We start from the raw sequence: 18,429 nt of genomic DNA on the forward strand, positions 1-18,429 counted from the left end.
GTCACAGGCCCCTGACCCAGTTCTCCAGCAGGTGGGCTCCGGCGTCGCCGGACTTCTCGGGGTGGAACTGGGTGGCGCAGAGCGGACCGTTCTCGACGGCCGCCACGAACCGGGCGCCGTGCTCGGCCCACGTGACGTGCGGCGCGACCCGCGCGAAGGCGCCGGTGGCCTCGAGCGTCCAGCGCTGCACGGCGTAGGAGTGCACGAAGTAGAAGCGCTCCTGCTCGACGCCGGCGAACAGCCGGGTGCCCTCGGCGGCCTCGACCGGCGACCAGCCCATGTGCGGCACGACGTCGGCGGGGAGCCGCTCGACGGTGCCGGGCCACTCCCCCAGCCCCTCGACCGGCGCGTCGGACGGCTCGGCCGAACCGTCGAAGAGCACCTGCATCCCGACGCAGACCCCGAGCACCGGGCGGCCGCCGCTGATCCGCCGGCCGATGACACGTGGGCCGTGCGCGGCGGCCAGGCCCTTCATGCACGCGTGGAAGTTGCCGACGCCGGGCACGAAGAGGCCGTCGGCCTCGAGGGCCGCGACGGGGTCGGCGGTGAGGGTGACCGTGGCACCGACGCGCTCGAGGGCGCGCACGGCCGAGCGGACGTTGCCGCTGCCGTAGTCGAGGACGACGACGCCGCGGCCGCCAGCGGTCACAGGGCTCCCTTGGCGCTGGGGATGCCGACGACGCGCGGGTCGCGGGCCACGGCGGCGCGCAGGGCCCGCGCGACCGCCTTGAACTGGGCCTCGACGATGTGGTGCGGGTCGCGGCCGGCGAGGACGCGCACGTGCAGGCACAGACCTGCGTTGAAGGCGAACGACTCGAGGACGTGACGTGTCATCGACCCCGTGAAGTGGCCACCGATGAGCGCGTACTGCTGGCCCTCCGGTTCGCCCTCGTGCACGACGTAGGGCCGCCCGGCGACGTCGACCACGGCGTGCGCGAGCGCCTCGTCGAGCGGCACGGTGGCGTCGCCGAAGCGGGAGATGCCGGCCTTGTCGCCGAGGGCCTCGCGCAGCGCCTGGCCCAGGACGATCGCGGTGTCCTCGACGGTGTGGTGCACGTCGACGTCGACGTCGCCGGTCGCCTTGACCGTGAGGTCGATGAGCGAGTGCTTCGCGAGCGAGGCGAGCATGTGGTCGTAGAACGGGACGCCGGTGGACACGTCGGCGACACCGGTGCCGTCGAGGTCGAGGGTGAGCTCGACGGACGACTCGGACGTCGAGCGGCTGATCGTCGCGGTGCGGTTCATGCGGGCTGCTCCTGGGTCGTCGTGCTGCTCGGCGTGCTGCTCGTGCTGCTCGTGCGGGTCAGGTGGGTGGGTGCGAGGCGGGCGAACGCGTCGAGGAACGCCGTGGTCTCGTCCGGGTCGCCGGCCGTGACCCGCAGGTGGTGGGCGATGCCGACGTCGCGGACGAGCACGCCCGCCTCGAGCAGCGCCTGCCACGTGGCCTTCTCGTCGGCCAGGCCCCCGAAGAGGACGAAGTTGCTGTCGCTGGCCACCGGGGCGGCTCCCAGCTCGGCGAGGCGCTGGACGATGCGGTCGCGCTGGTGCTTGATGACCTCGACGGTGCCGAGCATGACGTCGGCGTGCTCGAGCGCGACCCGCGCGATCGTCTGGGTCGGCGTCGAGAGGTGGTACGGCAGCCGGACCAGGCGCAGCGCGTCGACGACCTCGGGTGCCGCGACCAGGTAGCCGAGGCGTCCACCGGCGAAGGCGAACGCCTTGCTCATGGTGCGCGTGACGACCAGACGCGGGTGCTCGGCCAGCAGCGACAGCGCGGATCGCGTTCCGGGACGGGCGAACTCGGCATACGCCTCGTCGACGACGACGATCGCGTCGGGCGCGGCCTCGAGCACGGCACCGATGACCTCGAAGGGCAGCGCGGTGCCAGTGGGGTTGTTCGGCGAGCAGAGGAAGACGACCGACGGGTGGTGCCGCCGGGCCTGCTCGGCTGCCGACTCGGGCGTGAGGTCGAAGGTGTCGGTGCCGCGCAGGCCGTCGACCCACGTGGTGCCGAGGGTCTCGCTGATGATCGGGTGCATCGAGTAGCTCGGGGTGAACCCCAGCGCCACCCGGCCCGGCCCGCCGAACGCCTGCACGACGTGCGAGAGCACCTCGTTGGAACCGTTGCCCGCCCAGACCTGCTCGGGCGTGACCGTGACCCCGGACTGCTTCTCGAGGTAGGCAGTCAGTGCCTTGCGCAGGTCGGTGAAGTCGCGGTCCGGGTAGCGGTTGAGGTCGCGGACGTCGGCTGCGAGCGCCTCGACGATCGCCTCGACGACCTCCTCGGGGACCGGGTAGGAGTTCTCGTTCGTGTTGAGCCGTACCGGCACGTCGAGCTGCGGCGCACCGTAGGCGGTGCGCCCGCGCAGGTCGGGGCGCAGCAGCCGGGCGACCTCCTCGGCCGGGGTGGGGGACGCGTCGGTCACCGCGGCACCTCGTCGCCGAACCGGGCCGTGACGGCCTCGCCGTGCGCCGGGAGGTCCTCGGCCTGGGCGAGCGTGACGACGTGCGCCGCGATGCCGCGCAGGGCCGACTCGTCGTAGTCGACGACGTGGATGCCCCGCAGGAACGACTGGACCGACAGGCCGCTCGAGTGCGCCGCGCAGCCGGCCGTGGGCAGGACGTGGTTCGACCCGGCGGCGTAGTCGCCGAGGCTGACCGGCGCCCATGGGCCCACGAAGACCGCTCCGGCGTTGCGCACCCGGGCCGCGACCGCCGACGCGTCACGCGTCTGGATCTCGAGGTGCTCGGCGGCGTACGCGTTGACGACGTCGAGGCCGGCGTCGACGTCGTCGACGAGGACGATCCGCGACTGGGTGCCCTCGAGCGCCTCGGTGACCCGCTCGGCGTGCTTCGTTGCCGGCACACGGCGCGCGAGCGCCCCGCGCGTGGCCTCGGCGAGCTGCTCGCTGTCGGTGACGAGCACCGACGCGGCGAGCGGGTCGTGCTCGGCCTGGCTGACGAGGTCGGCGGCGACGTGCTCGGGGTCGGCGGAGTCGTCGGCGAGCACGGCGATCTCGGTGGGGCCGGCCTCGGCGTCGATGCCGATGAGCCCTTTGAGCAGGCGCTTGGCCGCGACGACCCAGATGTTGCCGGGGCCGGTGACCATCGACACGGGGTCGCACGTGACGGTGACGCCCTCCGGCGTCTCCTCGGAGAAGCCGTAGGCGAACATGGCGACGGCCTGGGCGCCGCCGACGGCGTACACCTCCTCGACGCCGAGCAGGGCGCACGTGGCGAGGATCGTCGGGTTCGGGTAGCCGGCGAACTCGCCGGTGTTCTCGCGCTGAGGCGGCGAGGCGACGGCGAGCGAGCCGACGCCGGCGAGCTGGGCGGGCACGACGTTCATGACCACGCTGCTCGGGTAGACCGCGAGGCCGCCCGGCACGTAGAGGCCGACGCGGTCGACCGGGACCCAGCGCTCGGTGACGGTGCCGCCGGGCACGACGGTGGTCGTCGAGTCGGTGCGCCGCTGGTCGGCGTGGACGAGCCGGGCGCGGCGGATGGCCTCCTCGAGGGCGGCTCGCAGGTCGGGCTCGAGGCTCTCGAGGGCCGACTGCAGCACGGCGGCCGGCACCCGCAGGTGCGTCGGGCGGACCCCGTCGAACCGCTCACCCAGGTCGCGCAGGGCCGCAGCACCCCGATGCTCGACGTCCTCGCAGATCGGCCGCACCTGCTCGAGGGCGGCCGTGACGTCGAACTCGGCTCGGGGAAGGGCGCCGCGCAGGAAGCGCACGTCGAGCGTGCGTCCGCGCAGGTCGAGGGTGGACATCATGGGTCACCAGTCTAGGAGGCGCGTTCGCGTGCCCCTGCAGCGTCTCAGCGTGCGGGTCGGTGCTGCCGCCACCCCCCGTCGGGGCTGTCCAATCCTGAACCGCCGCTGACCAAGGCCAGACCCCCGCCAGACCCTCGCCCCACCGGGGCTCCGCCACGCTCGGAGCGGTCCCGGCCGGGCGCCCACGACCTCCTGGTCAGCTCATCCTCCGAGTCGTCCACGCGAGCGTCCGGCCGGGGTCGCGCCCCACCTCCTCGCACCGACTGCACACCGTCCTCACACGTCTTCTACGCCCTCGCACACCCCAGGAGAACCCGTGCCCGTCGTCATCAGCAGGCGCCGGATCGGCGCCGCCCTTCTCGGCCTCGCCGTCGGCGTCGTCCCGCCCTCCATCGCGCTCACCGCAGCCTCGAGCGCGTCCGGCGCTCCCGCGTCGGGGACGCCACGCGTCGTCGCGGCGCCCGCGCCGGCCGGCCTCGCGGCCGCCGCACCGCTCACCGTCTCGCAGGCCGTCTCGACGCAGGACGGCCGCTCGGCGACCGTGCGCGGCTACGTCGTCGGCCAGCCGACCGCGACGAACACCGTCGTGCGGTCCGGCTTCCCCAACGACTACGCCCTCGCGATCGCCGACACCGCCTCGGAGACCGGCACGAGCCGGATGCTCTACGTGCAGATCCCGTCCGCGTTCCGCGCGCAGTGGGGCCTGCAGAGCAACCCCTCGCTCATGGGGCGGCAGGTCGACGTCACCGGCACCCTCACGGCGTACTTCTCGCACCCGGGCATGACCGGCACGACGGCGTTCGCCTTCAGCGGCTCGTCCACGACCACACCCCCGCCGACGACGAGCACGACCACCTCCCCCAGCCCCACTGGCACCACCGGCCCGTACGACTCGACGTACTACGCGTCGGCGATCGGCAAGTCCGGCTCAGCGCTGCACACCGAGCTGCACCGGATCATCTCGAGTGGCGTCACGACCCTGACGTACGACCAGGTCTGGACGGCGCTCAAGGACACCGACCAGGACCCGAACAACACCAACAACGTGATCGAGGTCTACTCGGGCCGCTCGATCGCCAAGTCCGACAACGGTGGTGGCGTCGACCAGTGGAACCGCGAGCACGTGTGGGCCAAGAGCCACGGCGACTTCGGCACGGTCAACGGCCCCGGCACCGACGTGCACCACCTGCGTCCCGAGGACGTCACGGTCAACAGCACCCGCGGCAACCTCGACTTCGACAACGGAGGGTCACCGGTGGCCCAGTGCACCGGCTGCCTCAGCGACGGCGACTCGTTCCAGCCGCGTGACGCCGTCAAGGGCGACGTCGCCCGGATGATCCTCTACATGGCGGTCCGCTGGGACGGCGGCGACGGCTTCGCCGACCTCGAGCCGAACGACCTCGTGGGCAACGGCACCGCCCCGGCCATCGGACGTCTGTCGGTCCTCAAGCAGTGGAACCTGCAGGACCCGCCGGACGCCTTCGAGAAGCGCCGCAACCAGGTCATCTTCGACACGTGGCAGCACAACCGGAACCCGTTCATCGACCACCCCGAGTGGGTCACCGCCATCTGGGGTTCGTGACCGACGGCTACCCGGCGGCCGTGCTCACGACGTCTGGTCGATGAGCACGGCCGTCTCCCAGGCCCACTGCCGCCACGTGTCGTAGCGCCCGGAGCGGCCGCCGTGGCCGGCGACCATCTCGGTGCGGAACAGCACCTGCGGGCTCTGCGTACCCGCGGGCAGCTGGGCGTCGGCGTACCGGATCGCAGCGACCCACTTGGCCGGCTCGGTGACGTACACACGGGTGTCGTTGAGGCTCGTCGTGACGAGCAGGCTCGGGTGGGCGCCCGGGCGCACGTTCTCGTAGGGCGTGTAGGCCTTCATGAGGGCGTAGGCGTCGGGGTCTTCGAGCGGGTTGCCCCACTCCTCCCACTCGACGACGGTCAGCGGCAGGCTCGGGTCGAGCACCGTGGTGAGCGCGTCGACGAACGGCACCTGCGCGTGGACGAACCGGAAGCGCTCGGACGCCTGGTTGACCACCGCACCCATGAGCAGACCCCCGGCCGAACCACCCTCTGCCGCAAGCCGGTCGGGCGCCACGATCTTTGACTCGACGAGGTGTTCGGCACACGCGACGTAGTCGGAGAACGTGTTCGGCTTGGCCTCGAGCTTGCCGTCGTCGTACCAGGACCGCCCCATCTCCGAGCCGCCGCGCACGTGCGCGACGGCGAAGACCCAGCCCCGGTCGAGCAGGGACAGTCGCAGCACCGAGAACCACGGGTCGCTCGGGATGCCGTAGGCGCCGTAGGCGTGGAGCAGGCCCGGGGCCGTGCCGTCGGCCGCGACGTCGTGGCGGTGCACGACGGAGATCGGCACCCGCGTGCCGTCGGGGGCGGTGGCCCACTCCCGACGCTGCCGGTAGCGCGTCAGGTCGACGTCGCCGCGCACGTGCTGCTGCTTGAGCAGTGTGAAGCGGCGGGTGCGCACGTCGTAGTCCTCGACCGTGCGGGGCGTGACGAGCGACTCGTGCACGACCTGGAGGGTCGGCGTGGCCGACTCCGGGTTGGCCCCGACGACGAGGGTGCCGATGGGCTCACCGACCGCGATGTCGTGGGCCTCCCCCAGGCCGTTCGGCGCCTCGGGGTCGTGGAGCACGATCCTGACGCCAGTGCCGCCCTCCCGGCGCAGCGACACGGCGAGGAAGTCGTCGAAACCCTCTGCGCCCGTGACGTACTCGTCCTCGGTCGTCAGCTCGAGCGACACCCACTCCTCGGCCGAGGCGCACGTGACCGGGGCGAGCGCCAGCTCGAAGTTGACGCGTCGGGCGTTGTGCACGACGAGCAGCTGCTCGCCCCACGGCTCGACGTCGTACTCGACGCCCTGACGTCGCTCGGCGACGACCCGTGGTGTGTCGAGGGGGGTCGCGGCGTCGAGGAGCCGGAACTCGCTCGTCGTCTTGGAGCCGATCGCGATGATGACCCACCGGTCGTCGCGCGAGGCGCCGACTCCGATGTAGAAGCGCTCGTCGGTCTCCTCGTGCACGAGGACGTCGCCGTCGGCGTCGGTGCCGACCTCGTGGCGCCACACCTGGTGCGGGCGCCACGCGTCGTCGACGCGCGTGTAGAACAGGTAGCGGCCGTCGAGCGACCACGCGAGCGAGCCGCCGGTGTCGCGGACGGCCTCGTCGAGCACCTCGCCATTCGCGATGCGCCGCACGCGCACGTCGTAGCGCTCGTCACCCGCGAGGTCGACGGCCCACGCGAACAGGTCACCAGCCGGCGACACCTCGCTCGCCCCGACGCCGTAGAACTCGTGGCCCTGCGCCTCGGCGTTGCCGTCGAGGAGCACCTGCTCCCCCGCCGGCGGGGCGCCGTGGTCGAGGGCCGGTCGCTGCGGGTGGTCGGCCACGAGGACTCGGGCATCGACGGCGTACTGCTCCCCCTCGATGGTGCGCGAGTAGTACCACCAGCGGTCGTGGCGCACAGGGACCGACAGGTCGGTCTCCTCGATGCGGGAGCGGAACTCCTCGAACACCTGGTCGGCGAGCGGCCGCAGGTGCTCGGTGCGCTCGGTGGCCCAGGCGTTCTCGGCGACGAGCAGCTCGCGCAGCTCGGGGGCGTCGCGGTCGGCCATCCAGGCGTAGGGGTCCTCGAAGGTGTCGCCGTGGTGGACGCGGACCTTCGGGTCACGCCGGGCGAGCGGAGGGTGCTGCATTCCGCGCAGTCTACGGGCGCACGCGCGAGCGCCCCGGAGCCGTGGGGCTCCGGGGCGCTCGTGTCGGTGCGACGCGGGTCAGCCGGTCAGTGGACCTTGACCTGGCCCTGGACCCGCTGCGTACCGCCGTCGTAGACGACCGCACCGGACGCGTCGCGCACGACGACGCGCAGCGTGTCGGTCGCGGCGTCGGTGGCCGTCACCTCGAAGCGGTAGCCCGGCGCACCGCCGACGGTGGCCTGACCCGCGAGGCGGGCGGTGTCACCGGTGACGACGAGCCAGTCGAGGCCCGTCGAGGCGAGCGTCAGCCCCGGGGTCGCCAGGGTGAACGACCCGGCCGGCCGGCTCGCGCCCGACGCGTACTGCGCCGACACCTGGAACTGCGCCTTGCCCGTGGCCGACGGGTCGCCGGCGACGGCACCCTTCGGCGAGGTGAACCAGCCTCCGCCCGTGAGGAACCCGGCCGCGCGGTCGTAGACGACGACGGTCGTCGTGCCGCTGCCGCTGTGACCCCACTCGTCGCTGACGGTGACCGTCACGGTGTAGACGCCGGCCGCGGCGTAGACGTGGCCGCCGGAGACGGTGCCGCCCGTGACCGGCGCGGCCGTCGTCGAGCCGTCACCCCACGCGATGGTGGCCGTGTGGGTGTCGAGGGCGTCGGCGTCGGTGAACGAGGCCGAGACGGCCGCCGTGGCGCCGACCGACGTGGCGTCCGACGGGCCCGTCACCGATGTCACGACGGGAGCTGCGTTGGCCAGGTCGAGGCCGACGACGACCGGGTCGTGGTCGGAGATGCGGAACTGGTCGGGGCTGTAGAGGCTCGCGACCTGGTTCGCCGACTTGAACTCGGTGTTGTAGTCGAGCACGGACGGCTCGTCGGCGTTGACGTGCCAGTCGGCGACGCCGGTCACCTGACGCGACAGGGATGCCGAGCCGAGCGCGTGGTCGAGGTAGCCCCACTGGCCGTCGAAGACGTAGGAGTACGCCTCGGCGCCGTTGCGGGCCGCGATGAGGTTGGTGAACCCCTTGCCCTCGAACATCGCGATCGGGTCCTCCTTGGCGTAGGAGTTCATGTCGCCGAGGAGCAGCACGTCGTCGTCACCGGTCTTCGTCGGGTCGGTGGCGAGCCAGTCGGACAGCAGCTGGGCCGCCTTGGTGCGCACGGCGGCGCAGTTGCCCTGGCCGTCGCCGGTGTCGGGGCTGTCGCACGCGGAGCCCTTGGACTTCAGGTGGTTCGCGACGGCGACGAAGACGCCACCGGTCGTGTTGTCGCGGAACGCCTGCGCGAGCGACGGCCGGTTGCGCGGGCCGCTGTCGCCACCGGTGACGAACGCGTCGGTGTTGAGCGCGGCCGTCGTGCCGACCGGCGTCACCGCCGCCGGCTTGTAGAGCATCCCGACCTTGATGGCGTCGGTGCCCATGGCGTCGACCTGGCCGGTGCGTGCGTCGGCGTCGATGAACGCCCACGTGCCGGCGCCGTCCTTCTCGTTGAGCCGGTCGACGAGGAACCGCTCGGCGCTGTCGGTGCCGTAGCCGTCGTTCTCCATCTCCATGAACGCGACGACGTCGGCGCCGGTGCCGCTGACGGCCGTGACCGTCTTGTGCCACTGGCGGTCGAACTCGGTGGTCGTGTTGGCCCCGCGGCAGTCCATGACCGCCCCGATGACGCCGCCACGGCAGTTGTTGCCCGTCGTGTCGAGGGTGTTGAAGAAGTTGAGCAGGTTCATGCCGACGACGCGGACGTGGCCACCGACGGCCGGGGCCGAGGCGGGGCGCTCGTTGACGGCCTCGAAGCGGGCCTGCCCACCGAGGGCGCCGATCGGCCGGATGCGGTAGGCGTTCGGGCTCGACGCGTTGCCGCCCCACGTGTAGTTGAGCACGCCCGTCAGGTTCGTCACCGTGTCACCGCCGCGCAGCGTGTTCGCGGCCGTCAGCGGCTGCCCGCCCCGGGCGAAGACGATCGGGTCGGGGTTCTGGGCCTGGCTCGCGTCGTCGAGGACGATCTTGCGCAGGTTGTTCTGCGTCTGCAGCGCGGCCGCCGCGGCGCCGGGCGCCACGACGTTGGTCGGCTGGGCGAGGCGGCCGTCGGCCGAGAGCGTGACCTGGCCGAAGCGGCCGAGCTGGAAGTGCTCGGTGACGCTCATCGGCTGCGGGACGCGCACGAGCATGCCCTCGTAGCGCTCGAGCGTCGTGTCGTCTGCAACGGGGAAGGCGACGTCGGTCGGGGCGACGGTCTGGTCGCTCGCGCACACCGTGACCGTGCCGACGCTGATCTGCGACTGGCCCTGGTTCTCGGCGGCCGTGCCGGTGACGGTGACGAGGTCACCGAGCTTGACCGCGTTGGCGTTGCTGCCCTCGAAGACGAAGATGCCGTCGGAGGTGGCCGGGTCGTCGTCGCCGACGGGGTCCTGCAGGAAGAAGCCGCGCAGGTTCGGCGAGGCACCCTCGTAGTCGCCGACGACGACACCACGGGTGGTGACGGTGCCGGTGCGCGTGACCACCGGGCCGCTGCCCTGGATCTCGTAGATCGGCGTGATCGGGGCCTCGCACGGGTTGGCCGCGGCCGTCGTGAAGCGCACGACCTTGTCGGCGGCCATGGTGTCGGGCGGGTCGACGGCGTCGACGTCCGAGACCGCCGCGGCGCTGACGGTCAGCGTGCAGGAGTCACCGGCGACGAGCGGCGCGGTGGGGGTCAGGGTGTAGGCGGTCGGCCCACCGGCGACGGTGAGCGCGCGGGTGCCGCCCGTCGTGCAGACCAGGGAGAAGGCGCCGGCACCGGCGGTGACCGGCTCGGAGAAGGTCACCGACAGCGGAGCGGTGGGGGCGATCCCCGACGCGCCGTCGGCCGGCGTCGTGGCCGTGACCGTCGGGGCGGCGTCCGGGGCGGGGCCGCTGTCGATCGAGTGCGCGCCGAGACCGTCGACGGTGTCGACGGCGTAGCCGTCCCACTCGACCGACGGGTCGAAGGCGTCGGAGCCGTTGGGGTCGCCCACCTGGACCGAGGCCTTGCGGCGCAGCGTGTTGTCCATCGTCGAGGTGAGGCCGGTGCCCCACTCGTTGACCGGACGGAAGCCGACCTGGCCGAACACGTCGAGCACCGTGGTGCCCTTGCGCAGCACGACGGCGTCGTCGCCGTTCCAGTTGGCGTTGCCCGAGGTCAGGTCGGCCGCGGACAGGATCGCCGCGTTGGCCGAGGGGTTGGCGAGCACGAAGACGTCGCCGTTGGCGACGGTGCCCGTCAGGTTGGTCGTCGACGTCGCGGCGGCGGCGCCATTGGCGAAGACCTGGACGTTGTAGCCCCCGGCGGTGAGGTCGACGGGCGCCCCGGTGCCGTTGTAGACCTCGAGGGCCTTGTTGTTGCTCGTGCCCTCGACGTACTCGCTGATGAACAGCTCGGTCGGGGCCGCCGACGCGCTCGGCGCGACGACGAACGGGACGACACCGACGGCGAGTGCGGTGGCGGTGGCCCCCGCGACCCGACGCACGGTCGGTCGTGATGACAGCATGTGAATCCTCCTGGCGACCGGCTCCTCCGCACGGTCGGGGGTCACACTAGACCGGCCGGGCCCCCTCGGCGCGTCGAGCGAGGCGTCCGATTCGTGAACGTCAGGAGTTGGATGGTTCCGCCCGGCTCAGGGGCTCGTCGGCGGGCTCGGCCACGCCCCGGGCCAGGCCTCGAGCCGACGCCGCGAGACGAAGCGTCGGGGCCTGCCGTCGACGGGGTCGGCGAACGCGAGGACGGCGGCGAGCAGCTGCAGCGGCGCGCCGAAGTCGTCGGGTGCGACGTCGACCTCGACCGGGTAGAGCGGGTCCTGGTGGATCGGGAGGCCGAGCCCGGACAGCTGGCAGCGCAGCTGGTGGGTGCGGCCGGTGCGCGGCACGAGGCGGTAGAGGCCCAGCCCGTCGACGGCGTCGAGCAGCTCGACGAGCGTCTCGGCGTTGGGCTCGGCACCGGGCACCTCGCGGGCCTGGTGGGTGCCGTGCTCCTTGACCAGGTGCGTGCGCCGGACGAACGCGGTGGGCAGGTCGGCGCGCACCGGCGCGACGGCGAGGTACTCCTTGTGCACGAGGCCCGCCGCGAACACCTGCTGGTAGGCACCCCGCCACCGCTGCTCGGTGGTGAGCAGCAGGACGCCGGCGGTCGGCCGGTCGAGGCGGTGCGCGGGCGCCAGCCGGGGCAGCCCGGTCAGCACGCGGGTGCGAGCCAGGGCGCTCTGCACGACGTGCCGACCGCGCGGCATCGTCGAGACGAAGTGCGGCTTGTCGACGACGACGAGGCGCTCGTCGCGGTGCAGCACCTCGATGTCGAAGGGCACCGGCACCTCGTCGGGCAGGTCACGGTGGGTCCACACGACCGACCTCGGCACGAACGGCGCGTCGGGCGCCACCGGGGCGCCGGACGCGTCGACGACCTCCCCGGTCGCGAGCTTGCGGTCGACCTCCTGCGCCGACAGGCCCGGGGCCAGCCGCTCGACGAGGTGGTCACGCAGCGTCGGCCACGGCCCGGTCTGCGGCATCCGGATGCGCTGGGCGTCGACGCCGTGGCGCGGTGGCAGCGGCGAGGGCGGCACGCCTCCGCGCGCCACTCAGCCCCGCCCCGCGTCGCCCGCGGCGGGCGCGAGGAGCCGCACCTCGACGTCGGTGCCGAGGAAGCGCTCGTACCCGGCGGCCGCCTGCTCGAGGCCCCGACGCGTTACGCCGTTGAGGGGTACGAAGGGGCTCACGTCGAGCATCGTGCGCCGGCCCGACGCGGCGCGCCGCCACGTGCCGGCGACCTCGCCGTCGACGACGAGCGTCGGCTTGAAGACCATGTTGCGGCCGGGCACGACGCGGTGGAAGTGCTCGGACGGCAGCGTGACGTCGCGCGACTTGTAGCCGAGGAGGAACTCGTCCCACTGCGGGAGCAGGTGGACTCCACTGTGCCCCAACAGATTCGAGGACTCCGAGGCGTCGGCGTGCGACAGCCAAACCTGCCCGTCGACCTCCTCGCGCACGAGCCGGTCCTCGACGAGGGCCAGCGCCTCGCGGGTGAGGCCGAGCGGCTTGAGGAGCCAGCCGGCGAGGTCCTTCTCGGTGACCGGGCCGTGGCTGCGCACGTACCGCTCGGCCATCGTGGCGAGGGCCTCCTCGCGGGACAGCTTGCGGGAGTGGGGAACCCAGCTGTCGATGAGGACGAAGCTCGGCTGCTTGCCGATGAGAGGCCCCTGGCAGATGAGCCCGCTCATGCAGTGGTACCCGATGAGGTGGTAGTTGCGCTGGTCGGTGGGGTCGATGCCGTGCTCGACGAGCATCGCGGCGACGTCGGGCCTGCTCATCGGCTCGCGCAGGTGCTCCTCGAAGAGGGCGCCGGACCGCTCGACGTCGGCCTCGGTGAGGCCGAGCTGGGCGAACCGGGTCGCGAGCGTGGTGCTACGCGGCGCGGCGAGCAGCTCGCACATCCAGCGGGCGTCCTCGGCGGGGACCCAGTGGATGGTGCCGCGCATCGGCCACGTGCGCACCACCTCGCGGTCGTGGACCGCCTGCTCGACCTGCTCGAGCGTCAGCCCGGACCGCACGCCGAGCGACCAGGCGCCGCTCCCGTAGTCCTGGGCCTGCAGCGCGCCGAGGTGACGGGTCACCTCGAGCGCGCTGACGGGCGTCGACGCGTCGCCCAGCGAGGGTGCGAGGCCGAGCGCCGCGAGCCGGGTGCGCCGCATTCGGCGGCGGTCGGCGACCTTCACGCTGTGCCCACTCCCCCGACGCCCGTGCTCAGCCGAGGCAGGCCGGGCCGAGGAGCGCCTTGAGGTCGCCGAAGAGCGCGGAGGTCGCGGTGACCCGCAGCGAGTCGTCGAGCGACATGAGCACCGAACGGCCGGGCTGGGTCAGCTTCACCTGCACCTCCGTGGCGCCGGGGTGCTCGCCGAGGACACGCTTGAGGCTCTCGGCGACGGCCGGCGTGGCCCGACCGAGCGGGAGGGTGACGACGACGGGGCCGCGCGGGCCCTCCTTGATGTCGGGGATCGTCAGCTCCTGGGCGAAGATCGAGATCGAGTCGTCGCGCGCACTGACCCGACCCTTGACGGCACACACGGTGTCCTGGGCCAGCATCGTCGAGTACGTCATGTACGACGAGGGGAAGAAGAGGCACTCGATGGCGCCGTCGAGGTCCTCGACGGTCGCGATGGCCCAGAGGTCGCCCTTCTTCGTGCGCTTGAGCTGCAGGCTCGTGATGAGCCCCGCGACGGTCACGGGCGTGCCATCGGGCTTGGCGTCCTCGCCGAGGAGCGAGGCGATCGGGGTGTCGGCGTGGGCCGACAGGATGTGCTCGATGCCGAAGAGCGGGTGGTCGGAGACGTAGAGCCCGAGCATCTCGCGTTCGTAGGACAGCAGCACCGACTTGTCCCACTCGCTCGGCGGGACCGGCGGCAGGCCGGCGAACGGGTCGACCCCGGACGCCTCTCCGTCGGCGTCGCCGAAGCCGAACGAGGCGAAGAGGCTGTCCTGGCCGATGGCCTGCTGCTTCTTGACGTCGACGAGCGCGTCGACGTACCGCTCGTGCACCTCGACGAGCCCGCGGCGGCTCTCGCCGAGCGAGTCGAACGCGCCGCCCTTGATGAGCGACTCGATGGTGCGCTTGTTGCACACGACGGCGTCGACCTTGTCGAGGAAGTCCTTGAACGAGGCGAAGGCGCCCTTCTTCTCGCGGGCCTCGACGATCTTGTCGACGACGTTGGCCCCGACGTTGCGGATCGCGGCCAGGCCGAAGCGGATGTCGGTGCCGACGGCGGCGAAGTTGGCGACGGACTCGTTGACGTCGGGCGGCAGCACCTTGATGCCCATGTGCCGGCACTCGTTGAGGTAGAGCGCCGACTTGTCCTTGTCGTCGCGCACGCTCGTGAGCAGCGCCGCCATGTACTCGGCCGGGTAGTTGGCCTTGAGGTAGCCGGTCCAGTAGGACACGAGGCCGTACGCGGCGGTGTGGGCCTTGTTGAAGGCGTAGTCGGAGAACGGGACGAGCACGCCCCACAGCGCGGCGATCGAGGCCTCGTTGAACCCATTGGCCTTCATGCCCTCGGAGAAGGGGACGTACTCGGCGTCGAGCACCTCCTTCTTCTTCTTGCCCATCGCGCGCCGGAGCAGGTCGGCGTTGCCGAGCGTGTAGCCGGCCAGCTTCTGGGCGATCTCCATGACCTGCTCCTGGTAGATGACCAGGCCGTAGGTCATCCCGAGGATCGGGTCGAGGGCCTCGATCATCTCCTGCTGGAGCTTGCCCTTCAGCTGCGGGTCGAGCGGGATGAGCTCCTGCTTGCCGTTCTTGCGCAGCGCGAAGTTCGTGTGCGCGTTGACGCCCATCGGGCCGGGCCGGTAGAGCGCGAGAGCGGCCGAGATGTCCTCGAAGTTGTCCGGCTGCATGAGGCGCAGCAGCGCGCGCATGCCGCCGCCGTCGAGCTGGAAGACGCCGAGGGTGTCGCCCCGGCCGAGGAGCTCGTAGGTGGCCCGGTCGGTCATGTCCTTGGACAGGGCGTCGAGGTCGATGTCCTCGTCGCGGTTGGCCTTGATGTTCTCGATGGCGTCGTCGAGGATCGTCAGGTTGCGCAGGCCGAGGAAGTCCATCTTGACCAGGCCGAGCGACTCGCAGCTGGGGTAGTCGAACTGGGTGATGACCTGGCCGTCCTGCAGCCGCTTCATGATCGGGATGACGTCGATGAGCGGCTCGCTGCTCATGATGACGCCGGCGGCGTGCACGCCCCACTGGCGCTTCAGGCCCTCGAGGCCCTTGGCGGTGTCGACGACCTCCTGGAAGTGGGTCTCGGTCTGCACGAGCGCGCGGAAGTCGACACCCTCGTTGTAGCGCTTGTGCTCGGGGTTGTAGATCTCGGCGAGCGGCACGCCCTTGCCCATGACGTCCGGCGGCATCGCCTTGGTCAGCTGCTCGCCGACGCTGAACGGGTGGCCCATGACGCGGGCGGCGTCTTTGACGGCCTGCTTGGCCTTGATGGTGCCGTAGGTGACGATCTGCGCGACGCGCTCCGAGCCGTACTTCTCGGTGACGTAGCGGATGACCTCACCGCGCCGGCGCTCGTCGAAGTCGACGTCGAAGTCGGGCATCGACATGCGCTCGGGGTTGAGGAACCGCTCGAAGATCAGGCCGTGCGGGACCGGGTCGAGGTCGGTGATGCCCATGGCGTAGGCGCACATCGAGCCGGCGCCCGAGCCACGGCCCGGGCCGACGCGGATGCCGTTGCGCTTGGCCCAGTTGATGAAGTCGGCGACGACGAGGAAGTAGCCCGGGTAGCCCTTGGAGACGATGACGTCCTCCTCGAAGGCCGCCTGCTTGCGGGCGTAGTCGGGCACCCCCTCGGGGAAGCGGCGCTGCAGGCCGGTCTCGACCTCCTTGATGAACCACGACGTCTCGTCCTCGCCCTCGGGCACCGGGAAGCGCGGCATGTAGCGCCCCTCGCCCTCGGTGAAGGAGACCTCGCAGCGCTCGGCGATGAGCAGCGTGTTGTCGCACGCCTCGGGGAGCTCGCGCCAGAGGTGGCGCATCTCCTGGGCGGACTTGAGGTAGAAGTCGTCGGCGTCGAACTTGAACCGGTTGGGGTCCATGAGGGTCGAGCCGGACTGGACGCAGAGCAGGGCCGCGTGCGCCTTGGCGTCCTCGGCGCGGGTGTAGTGCAGGTCGTTGGTGGCCACGAGCGGCAGCTTGAGGTCGCGGGCCAGGCGGATGAGGTCCTTCTGGGTGCGCCGCTCGATGTCGAGGCCGTGGTCCATGAGCTCGACGTAGACGTTGTCGTTGCCGAAGATGTCGCGCAGCTCGCCGGCGACCTCACGGGCCTCGTCGTACATCCCGAAGCGCAGCTTGGTCTGGATCTCGCTCGACGGGCAGCCGGTGGTGACGATGAGGCCCTTGCCGTATGTCGAGAGCAGCTCGCGGTCGATGCGCGGCCACTTCGTGTACACCTGGTCGAGGCTCGCGATGGAGGTCATGCGGAAGAGGTTGTGCATGCCCTCGTTGTTCTCGGCGAGCATCGTCATGTGCGTGTACGCACCGCTGCCGGAGATGTCGTCGCGGCCGCCGTCGCCCCAGCTGACCTTGGTGCGGTCGGTGCGGTGCGTGCCCGGCGTGATGTAGGCCTCGACGCCGATGATCGGCTTGACGCCGGTGCCCTGGGCCTTCTTCCAGAACTCGTAGGCACCGAAGGTGTAGCCGTGGTCGGTGGTGGCGAGGGCCGGCATGCCCATCCTCGCCGCTTCGCTGAAGAGGTCGCCGATGCGGGCCGCCCCGTCGAGCATCGAGTACTCCGTGTGTACGTGCAGGTGCACGAAGTTCTGGTCGTTACGCGGGGCGGGCTGGCTCGACATCGTGGATGAGTCTAAGCCCGCCCACCGACGCCCCTCGGCGTGTCGGTGCTGGTGTCGCGGCTGGTGTCGCGAACCGATCGGCGCGCTGCGGTGTATCGACCGTGTCGGGGCGCGACGATGGGGTGGTCCGCACCCGGCGCGTCACCGGAACCGCAGCGGAGGGAGGCCTCGATCAGCGCGATCGACCGCACGACCGACCGGCCCGGCGAGCCCGGCGGGCCCGATGACGGGGCCGTCGACGACGCCGTGGCCCTGGCCCGCGTGCGCGCCGGGGACCCGGCCGCGTACGCGGTCCTCGTCGTGCGGCACGCCCCGATGGCCAGACGCCTCGCCGTGCTGTCCGGGGCGGGCGACGACGCCGACGACGTCGTGCAGGAGGCCTTCGTCAAGGCGTACGCGGCGCTGCCGCGGTTCCGGGCGGGGGCCGGGTTCCGGCCCTGGCTGCTGCGCATCGTCGTCAACGAGACCCGCAACACCGTGCGTGGCCGGTCGCGGCGCCTGCTGCGCGAGCTGCGCGTGGCCGTCCGCGAGGTCGCCGAGGGCGGTCGCGGCGACCGCACCGACCCCGCCGACGCGGCGGTGGGCGCCGACCGTCGGGCCGGACTGCTCGAGGCCCTCGACGCCCTGCCGACCGAGCTGCGCGAGGTCGTCACGTGCCGCTACCTGCTCGAGCTGTCCGAGGCCGAGACGGCCACGGTCCTCGACCTTCCCGCGGGCACCGTGAAGTCACGGCTGCACCGCGCCCTCGCCACCCTCCGGGAGGTGCTCGCCGATGCCTGACCTCGTTCCCCGTTCAGGACCGGATGCCGGTTCCGGCCTCGAGCGCGAGCTCGTCGAGCTCGGCCGGTGGCTCGTCACCGGGCCGCCCCGCGACGACCTCGCGGCGAACGTCCTCGCGCGGGTCACGGCACCGGCCCCCGTGCAGTCACCGGCGTCATCGTCTCGGCCCACCCACGCTCAGCGGCCCGCACGTCGCCGCCTCGCGTGGGCCGTGGCCGCGGCCGTCGCCCTCGCGCTCGCCCTCGTCCCACCGGTGCGGGCGGCCGTGCTCGAGCTGCTGCGCCTCGGCGGTGTCGTCGTCCGCGAAGAGCCTCGCCCGGTGCCCACGTCCACCGCGACGGCGCCGACGTCGACACCCGCTCCCGGGGCGTCCGGAACGCCGGTGACCCTCGCCACGGCGGCACGGGCCGTCGGCGCCCCGGTCGCAGTCCCGTCGGTGCTCGGGCCACCGGACGCCGTCGTGCTGGTCCACGGTGGACGCGTCGTCGAGCTGTCGTGGGGACCCCGGGCCGCGACGGGAGGCGCCCCGACGCGTCTCGACGTCTTCGTCGGGTCGCTCTCGTGGGGCTACGTCAAGACGGTGTGGGACGCGGTGACGCCGACGCAGGTGTCGGGCCACGACGCGCTGTGGTTCGGGGCTCCGCACCGCATCGAGTGGGTGGACCGCTCGGGCGGGACGCATGCCGAGCAGCCGCGCCTCGCCGGCCCGACACTCGTGTGGGTCGTGCCGTCCCCTGCGGGCGAGGTCACCTACCGGCTCGAGGGCCCGGCCGGCCTCGACGCCGCGCTGCGGATCGCCGGCACGGCCCGGTGAACC

12 protein-coding genes are annotated in these 18,429 nt (G+C 72.2%); 3 read left to right on the plus strand and 9 right to left on the minus strand.

Annotated elements, in window-relative coordinates; all coding sequences use genetic code 11:
- Position 1: 1 nt before the first annotated feature.
- The 4 genes from hisH to hisD are packed head-to-tail and all read right to left on the minus strand — an operon-like array spanning position 2 to position 3,775.
- A complete protein-coding gene (hisH, locus tag RY076_RS21220; protein WP_323101503.1) occupies positions 2-649 on the minus strand; it encodes an imidazole glycerol phosphate synthase subunit HisH in 648 nt (215 codons plus the stop codon).
- A complete protein-coding gene (gene hisB, locus RY076_RS21225; protein WP_076258817.1) occupies positions 646-1,245 on the minus strand; it encodes an imidazoleglycerol-phosphate dehydratase HisB in 600 nt (199 codons plus the stop codon). The genes hisH and hisB overlap by 4 nt, the downstream gene beginning before the upstream one ends.
- The gene (locus tag RY076_RS21230; RefSeq protein WP_323101506.1) at positions 1,242-2,426 is read right to left on the minus strand and encodes a histidinol-phosphate transaminase; all 1,185 of its coding nucleotides are present in this window, start codon (positions 2,424-2,426) and stop codon (positions 1,242-1,244) included. The genes hisB and RY076_RS21230 overlap by 4 nt, the downstream gene beginning before the upstream one ends.
- Entirely contained in the window at positions 2,423-3,775 is a 1,353-nt protein-coding gene (gene hisD / locus RY076_RS21235; protein ID WP_323101509.1) for a histidinol dehydrogenase, read from the minus strand. The genes RY076_RS21230 and hisD overlap by 4 nt, the downstream gene beginning before the upstream one ends.
- Positions 3,776-4,091: 316 nt before the next feature.
- Between hisD and RY076_RS21240 the strand changes: the two genes are divergently transcribed.
- Positions 4,092-5,357 (plus strand): endonuclease, encoded by a 1,266-nt coding sequence (locus RY076_RS21240; protein ID WP_323101511.1) that lies wholly within the window; start codon positions 4,092-4,094, stop codon positions 5,355-5,357.
- A gap of 24 nt (positions 5,358-5,381) precedes the next feature.
- Here RY076_RS21240 and RY076_RS21245 read toward each other — a convergent pair whose 3' ends face one another.
- The 5 genes from RY076_RS21245 to dnaE all read right to left on the minus strand — a co-directional run bounded on the left by RY076_RS21245 (position 5,382) and on the right by dnaE (position 16,832).
- Positions 5,382-7,490, minus strand: a complete 2,109-nt coding sequence (locus RY076_RS21245; protein WP_323101514.1) for a S9 family peptidase — start codon at positions 7,488-7,490, stop codon at positions 5,382-5,384.
- Between the two features lie 86 nt (positions 7,491-7,576).
- Positions 7,577-10,996: an ExeM/NucH family extracellular endonuclease gene (locus tag RY076_RS21250; protein ID WP_323101516.1), complete on the minus strand. Its 3,420-nt coding sequence runs from the start codon at positions 10,994-10,996 to the stop codon at positions 7,577-7,579.
- 126 nt (positions 10,997-11,122) lie between these two features.
- Complete coding sequence (locus tag RY076_RS21255) at positions 11,123-12,061, minus strand: pseudouridine synthase (protein ID WP_323101518.1); 939 nt, start codon at positions 12,059-12,061, stop codon at positions 11,123-11,125.
- Positions 12,062-12,076: 15 nt separating this feature from the next.
- Entirely contained in the window at positions 12,077-13,210 is a 1,134-nt protein-coding gene (locus RY076_RS21260; protein ID WP_323101521.1) for a winged helix DNA-binding domain-containing protein, read from the minus strand.
- Between the two features lie 28 nt (positions 13,211-13,238).
- Positions 13,239-16,832, minus strand: a complete 3,594-nt coding sequence (gene dnaE, locus RY076_RS21265; RefSeq protein ID WP_323101523.1) for a DNA polymerase III subunit alpha — start codon at positions 16,830-16,832, stop codon at positions 13,239-13,241.
- Between the two features lie 117 nt (positions 16,833-16,949).
- Between dnaE and RY076_RS21270 the strand changes: the two genes are divergently transcribed.
- Together RY076_RS21270 and RY076_RS21275 are read left to right on the plus strand one after the other, a co-directional pair.
- A complete protein-coding gene (locus RY076_RS21270) occupies positions 16,950-17,612 on the plus strand; it encodes an RNA polymerase sigma factor (protein ID WP_323101526.1) in 663 nt (220 codons plus the stop codon).
- Positions 17,605-18,426: a hypothetical protein gene (locus tag RY076_RS21275; protein ID WP_323101529.1), complete on the plus strand. Its 822-nt coding sequence runs from the start codon at positions 17,605-17,607 to the stop codon at positions 18,424-18,426. The genes RY076_RS21270 and RY076_RS21275 overlap by 8 nt, the downstream gene beginning before the upstream one ends.
- Positions 18,427-18,429 lie beyond the last annotated feature (3 nt).

Origin of the sequence: Intrasporangium zincisolvens, from assembly GCF_034724055.1 — a bacterium.
Classification (GTDB): Bacteria; Actinomycetota; Actinomycetes; order Actinomycetales; family Dermatophilaceae; genus Monashia; species Monashia zincisolvens.